Source organism: Dehalobacter sp. MCB1 (assembly GCF_003590275.1).
Taxonomy (GTDB): domain Bacteria; phylum Bacillota; class Desulfitobacteriia; order Desulfitobacteriales; family Syntrophobotulaceae; genus Dehalobacter.
Genome location: NZ_LXPC01000006.1, coordinates 83,032 through 90,698, shown reverse-complemented (window position 1 = coordinate 90,698; position 7,667 = coordinate 83,032). Strand labels below are relative to the sequence as shown.

The window sequence follows — 7,667 nt, the reverse complement described above, 5'->3', positions numbered from 1 at the left end:
TTTCGGCACCAGTCGCCCCCTTAGTTACCAGAAATTCATCCAAAGCTACCTTAAATTCAGCAAAATTATCCGAATGCCTTAGAGCTTGATTCATTCCCACTAGTAAGGTGTATGATGGAACCCCCGGGAACAATCCCAGCGTATCCGCTAACGCTACTAAAAAATGATCTAGGTTAGGATCTTCGATAAGCTGTGTCCAACTATAAGATGCCAGCATCATATCAATGACATCCCAAGGACATATAGCCACATGCCCCGTTGGATCAATATAAATCACCGGGTTATTGTTCCCATATGCATACCGGTTCTGCGTTATTGGGTTTTTTGCATCTCCCAAATAACTGTCCTGCGTCAGGAACCTTCCGTCATTCGGATCGTAATATCTGGCTCTGAGGTAGATCAGACCGTTGGCATCCTGGAATTCACCGGCAAAGAGGATGTCGTTGTCTACAGTTACATTTGATGCTCTTAATTCTCCATAGGCATCATATTTGTAGCTGTTTAAGATATTTCCTGAGATGTCTGTGACCTTCAGGGTGCTGCCGAGGCCGTCGTTATGGTAGAAAATCGTATCGCTTGTGAAGTTTCGGTACAGAGGTCTGCCGCCGTAGATATAGTTTTCTCCGCTGTTTAATTCTACCAGGACCTTGGATAATCCTCCGAGTGGGACGTTAAAGTAAGAATAATTCTCAGGGTTTTGACCTGTAACGGTCTGAGTCAGCCTGTTACTGTCTCCGTCGTAGGTATAATTAATCGTGTCTGTTCCATCTGTATAAGAGACAAGCCGGTTCAGCGCGTCGTAATTGTACAGCTTTGTGCTGTTAATGTCGGTTAGGTTTCCGTTTACATCATACGTGTAGATATCCGTACCGGCCTGAGTGATTCTGTTGGCCGCATCGTACGTGTAGGCGGTTGTTCCGGCTAGCGTTCTGTTGCCTGCCGGATCGTACGTATAATTCACTGTCTGACCGCCGGGATAAATGGCGCTGGTCAGTTGGTACAGGTCATCGTAGGTATAGGTTGTCGTTTGGTTCAATTCATCGGTTTCGGTAAGCCGGTTTCCGACATTGTCCAGCGTGTAGGCTGCTTTGGTGAGCGTTGTTCCGCCAAGGACATGTTCGACAAGGGTGAGTCTTCCTGCGTCATCGTATTCGTATGTGACGGTAACACCGTTCGGCAGTGATTCACCAATCCGATTTCCAGCCGCATCATACGTGATTGTGGTCGTATTGGCTGTATCTGTGACGGAAGTAAGCAGGTTTCTTGCATCATAGCCGTACGTCACCTGCAGTCCGCCGGGATAGGTGATGGATGCCAGGTTGCCTGCATCATCATAGCCAAAGCTTGCGGTATTGGTTCCCCGCATGATCGAGGCAAGTCTGTCAAGATCGTCATAGGTATAGGTGGTTGTTCCAAGCTGATCCGTCATTGACAGTCTGCTGCCAGCGTCATCATAGGTATAAGTGACCTGACTGAGATCCGGATAAGTGACTGTAGTCAATTGGTTCAGGGAATTATACGCGTAGCTGACTGCGGACTGGTCAGGTTTGGTCCAGCTGATGATATTTCCCGCCGCATCATAAGCCCAGCTGTAGATATTGTTTAAGGCGTCAGTCTCACTGATTTTACGGTTAAGTTCATCATAACCTAGCGCAGAGGTATGGTTGTTGGCATCCGTGACGGCGGTCAAATTGCCGTTCTCATCATAGCTGTAGCTCGTGACTTGGTTTAAGGCATTTGTCACTGACATGAGTTGGTTTAAGGCGTTATAAGTATACGTGATGTTCTTGTTGTTGGCATCGGTCTTCAGAATCACATTCCCGGCTTCATCATACCCAACGGTTGTAGAATGAAGCAACGGATCTATGGTTTCGATCAGACGGTTATCTGCATCATAAACAAAGGTCCAGACCTGGTTCAGCGGATTGGTCGTTGTCAGCATATTTCCAGCCAGATCGTACGTGTTGGTGGTTACCTGATTACCCGGTTCGGTCACCGTGAGCACTTTGGAATTCTGGTCATAAGTGTAGGATGTTGTGTTGCCGCGCTGATCCGTGACACTCAGTTTGTTCCCAAGCGGATCATACTGGACGGTAATCTGTTTATTTAAATGATTGGTGATCTGGGTATTGCGGTTTAAGACGTCATACACATAAGTCGTGGTATGGTTATTCCGGTCTGTAACCGTCAGCTTGTTGCCGTTGCCGTCCAGGGTATAGCTTTCGGTCTTCCCTGCCGCATTGGTTTCTGATATCAGCCTGTCAAGCGGATCATAGCCATAGGTTATTGTATGATTTAACGGATCTGTAACGGAGACCCTGTTGCCGTTCGCGTCATAGGTATAGGTCGTCACATTGTTTAGTGCATCCTGAACGGTCAGCAGGCGGTTGTTACCATCATAGGTGTAGGTCGTTATATTGTTTTTCGGATCGGTGATCGTCAGCAGATTGTTGTTCAGGTCATAGGTGTTTGTAATGACGTCTCCCAAGGGATCAGTGATGGTCAGCATATTACCGGCGAGATCATAAGTGTAGGTGTACTGGTAGTCGGCCGGATTGCCCCCCTGAACATTGCCGCGTGGATCAACCTGCGTCAGTTTGCGTCCCAGGATATCGTAAGTGTAGGTGGTAATGAGGCCAAGCGGGTCAGTCTGGGAAATGCGGTTACCATACGTATCATAGGTGTATTGTGTTACGCCGTTGTTGGGATTTGTGATGCTAATGACCTGTCCGTATGGATTATAAGTCATCGTGGTTACGGCGGTTTGACCGGAAACCTCACGTGATACGGTCAGCAGGTTGCCATTTGTATCATACGTCATATCTGTGGTATAACCGGCTGCATCAACGATTGTAACCGGATTGTTTTTTGTGTCATAAGTCAGCGTTGTGACATAACTCAATGGTACGGGATCCGTCTTGGTCAGCATATTGCCCATATCGTCATACGTATAAACGGTCGTGTTGCCATTCTTGTCGGTAACGCTGATTCGGTTGTTATTGCCGTCATAGGTGAAGGTTTCGGTAATCCCTCCAGGATAAATAATCGAAGTGATCCGGTTGGCGGGATCATATTGAGTGACCGCACTGTTTTGTTTGGCATCTGTGACGGTATTTTGTCTGTTTACGGGATCATAGGTAAAGACAGTCTGATTGTTTTCTCCATCAAGCTGGGAAACAACTCGTCCCTGGGCATCATAGGTGTTGTTAACTGTCACATTATTTTCGGGATCGGTGATTGTAGAGAGATAGCTTCCATTATAGCTGTACTGCCATACCCCTGTGTTTACATCGGTCACTGTTTCAAGGTTTCCCGACGTATCATACGTAAAGATCAGAGTCCGGCCTGCCGGATCGGTCACTTGCTGGAGTTTGTTATCCGGATAATAGGTAAATTGCAGGGTTCTCCCAGTTGGTTCTGTAACGGTTTGCAGAAGGGAGCCGTTATAGGTCAGGGTCGTTCTATTACCATTCTTATCCCTAATTGCACAAAGTTTGCCGGAAGAATCAAATTCATAGACAGTCTGATCCTTAAAGGTCAGTTCATAGCCTCCTGTAACCTCGGTCAGATTTTCAAAACAGGCTGGAGGCCGGATGAAAGTCCCGCTGCTGGAAGCAAATTTCACCTGGTGGCCGTCCGGATACAGAACTGTAGCCGAACCGTCCTGATTGATGGTGACGGTACAGTTATAGTTATGCTGCCAGCCCTGTCCAAGAGGGCCTGAAGTGCTGGTATCCTGTGAGTTATAGTAGCGGGTAAACTGTAAAGGCATACCAATGGTTGGTATCGTAATGTCTGTTTTCTCATACGTAAAATTCCCCGATACTGCGTTTACAGGATCATTGCATTGGAAGTCCCAGTGTTGCTGGCCCAAATAGAATTCGGATTCGGGCACGATAAATTCTGATTTCAGCCAGGGGTCGGCATCGCCATGATAAACTTCGTCGCCGGTTCCTGTGGGCGCTGGACCAGAAGCATCTCCCCACCAGTTGTATTGGATATCCGCAGTACCACTGTAATTTTTATAACCATACGTATTATTATTAAAGTTATTGAACTGAATCGTTGCTTCAGTGGCTTCTTGTGTAAACTGATAAATGCCTATACCATTATCATAAAAATGATTAAACATAATTTGGGTTTGATTTGCAGACGGAGTTAAGTATATCCCTTTATTATTGTTGTAAAAGCTGTTTCTTAGGACCATTGAGTTGGAATTTGTTAATTCTATTCCTGCAATAATACCACCATCGTGTATGCTGGTGTCGGTGACTACAGCATTATTACAATTACTTATAGAAATTCCTCTATAGTCCGCGTATCCTATTTCGCAATTACGAACGTCAATTTTTGATGCTTTAAACGCAGATACATTTTCTTGTCCATACAGAAACTTAGCATTCTTAGCAATGAGCTGTGCATTTTCTCCAATAGATATTCCCCACCAATCCCCGGCCATTGCTGAAGTTTGGGTACCGTCGTTATTGGTATCTCCACCGTTTGTATCATCTTTGATGGATGTAAAGACAATAGGGTTTTGGGAATTACCATTAATATTTACAGTTCCCTTAACGTTAATGATTTTATCATGTAAAATTTTAAATATTGTCCCCGGCTGAATTTCCACCGTACTTGAAGTAGCTATACCTAAATTTTCGACAATATACGGGACTTGATATAAGGGCAGCGTTTGAGATCCTATCGTCGCATAAACATATATGCCATCATACGTACAGTTAGTCTGCGTGTTATTGTTCAATGTCAATGTTGGGAATAAGCTTGCCATTAAGCTTGACCGAAACCCCAGGAAATCTTTGCAGTTATCAAATGTATTTCCAGTTATACTTCCTGTTAGTACTCGGGGCGAATTCACATAGCGTATAGCCTCATTTGGACACTGAGAAATGCTATTATTCATAATTGTACATATTGCATTTTCAATTGCTATGGCTGAGGTGCTGCTGTTCGTGATTGTATTGGCGGAAAAGGTATGTGTTCCTTTTAGCACATAAATGCCATATGAACACGCTGAAATATTGTTATTGGTTACTAGAATATTGCCGTCAGCCATATAGATACCGTACGAGCAACTGCTGATGGTATTGCCGGATAGGGTCGGGGAACTATTCTTAACATAAATACCAGATGAAGTACAATTTGACACCTGTGTATTTGTGATACTGGCTGTGCCATTCGTCTCAATACCTCTGGTGTTGCTGAGTTCTGCAACACAATTGCTGATATTCAGGCTTCCTCCTGTGCTGTACACCTGAGAATTTATATAGCCGCCATAACGAATACAACAATAGGATAAATTTATATTTCCGCCGGAATATGACTCAAGGCAAAGCCAATTGCCTTTGGACGGGGTCGTTGTTGTTCCGTCGTTATTAGTGTCTCCGCCATATGTATCATCTTTGATCGACGTAAAGGCGATTTGATTCGTGTCTGATCCGAGTGCATTCAGTGTGCCTTTAATTACAAGTTTGCTGTTAATCGCGTTCAATTTGACGACGGTTCCAGGCTCAATAGTCAGCGTCACATTTGGCTGAACTGTGGTAGATGACACCACATAAACATTGTCGCTGGTCCAGGTCGTATTTGCTGTAATCGAAGATGGCGCGGTGATCGTTGCCGCATAGGCTGCAGGTGATTTAAGCAGAAGAATAAAACAGCCGGCTAACATTAGGAATAATATTTTTGAACGCAGTGTTTTCACTTTTCTTCCTCCTTCGTTAACTAAATTCTTTAAATTCAATCACAAAGCAATAAAAAAAATGTAAAAATATATTTATATTTCCAAATTATACTATATTATTATTTTTGGTTAAATAGGGAATTTATCACAAGCAAATAGTACATTCGACCCAAAAAGTCAAATTGCTCAAAAATAAAAATGCTGTCCATCGTCTGAATAAACGATGAACAGCATCAATTTTTTCTGCCACTTTACATTTTATATTTGGAAATAAAATAGCCTACATCTCGTACATCTTCTTGCGCAGCGCCTGAATATCTTCACTTTCTAGATACTCGTCATACGTGATTTGCTTGTCGATGATCCCGTTCGGCGTGATTTCGATAATCCGGTTGGCCACGGTCTGGACAAACTGGTGGTCATGTGACACAAACAGAATTGTCCCCTTATAATTGATCAATCCGTCATTTAAGGCAGTGATGGATTCCAGGTCGAGGTGGTTGGTCGGCTCGTCAAACAACAGCACATTAGCGCCGGAAAGCATCATTTTAGCCAGCATGCAACGGACTTTTTCGCCTCCGGAAAGCACGGCTGCTTCCTTCAGCGCTTCTTCGCCGGAGAAAAGCATTCTGCCCAGCCAGCCCCGGACGAAGGTCTCGGTCTGGTCACCGGAATATTGTCTGAGCCAGTCGACTAGGCTCAGATGAACATCGTCAAAATAAGCCGCGTTGTCTTTTGGAAAATAGGATTGGGATGTGGTAACGCCCCATTTGAAGTCTCCGCTGTCGGCAGCTGTTTCCCCGATTAATATTTTAAACAGGGATGTCTTGGGCAGACCGTTAGGACCTACGAACGCGATCTTATCGCCTTTACTGACAATAAATGAGACGTTGTTCAGGATCTTTTCCCCTTCTACTTCTTTGCTGATTCCGTTTACGGCCAGCAGGTCGTTCCCTGCTTCCCTGTCCGGTTTGAAATCAACAAACGGATATTTGCGGGATGACGGCCGGATGTCCTCCAGGGTCAGCTTCTCAAGAAGCTTTTTACGGGATGTAGCCTGTTTGGACTTGGAAGCATTGGCGCTGAAGCGCTGGATAAACTCCTGCAATTCTTTTTTCTTGGCTTCCGTCTTTTCATTGGCGTCGCGCATCTGCTTCAGTGCCAGCTGGCTTGATTCGTACCAGAAGTCATAGTTGCCGACATAAAGCTGAATTTTACCGAAGTCAATATCCGCAATATGCGTACAGACTTTATTTAAAAAGTGCCGGTCGTGAGAAACGACGATGACGGTGTTCTCAAAGTTATACAGAAAGTTTTCGAGCCAGGTAATGGAGGCAATGTCGAGGTGGTTTGTGGGTTCGTCCAGCAGCAGGATATCAGGACTTCCAAATAGGGCCTGGGCCAAAAGGACCCGAATCTTTTCATTGCCGTCGAGTTCCTTCATCTTTTTATCGTGGTACTCTTCGCCAATACCGAGTCCGTTTAAGAGGGTTGCCGCTTCGGATTCAGCTTCCCAGCCGTTCATTTCCGCAAATTCCGCTTCCAGTTCGGCGATCTTCATGCCGTCTTCTTCGGAAAAATCGGGTTTGGCATAGAGAACTTCTTTTTCATCCATAACCTCACAGAGCCTTTTGTGGCCCATCATGACGGTTTTCAAGACCTCAACTTCGTCAAATTCAAAATGGTTCTGCTTTAAGACAGCGATTCTTTCGCCGGGGTCAGTCGAGACATCTCCTTTATTGGCTTCTATCTCACCGGAGAGAATTTTTAAAAAGGTCGATTTGCCGGAGCCGTTGGCGCCGATGAGTCCATAACAGTTCCCGGGGATGAATTTAATATTGACGTTTTCAAATAAAGCACGTCCGCCGTAACGAAGAGATATTCCAGTCGTACTGATCATTTTTTTACCATCCTTATTCGTGCAACCAAGTCGCCATTATAATACAATCAAGTAGTCATTATAACATAC

General features: G+C 44.8%; 2 protein-coding genes. Both read right to left on the bottom strand.

What is annotated here, in order from left to right:
* Positions 1-5,719: right-handed parallel beta-helix repeat-containing protein (locus A7K50_RS04040; RefSeq protein WP_119774718.1), on the bottom strand; the 5,719-nt coding region annotated here is incomplete at its 3' end.
* A 259-nt stretch (positions 5,720-5,978) separates the two neighbouring features.
* The gene (locus tag A7K50_RS04035; protein WP_119774717.1) at positions 5,979-7,598 is read right to left on the bottom strand and encodes an ATP-binding cassette domain-containing protein; all 1,620 of its coding nucleotides are present in this window, start codon (positions 7,596-7,598) and stop codon (positions 5,979-5,981) included.
* Between the last annotated feature and the right edge of the window lie 69 nt (positions 7,599-7,667).

Excerpts from the sequence above, each read along its gene's own strand:
- A7K50_RS04035 (WP_119774717.1), bottom strand. The coding sequence starts at position 7,598 with ATGATCAGTACGACTGGAATATCTCTTCGTTACGGCGGACGTGCTTTA.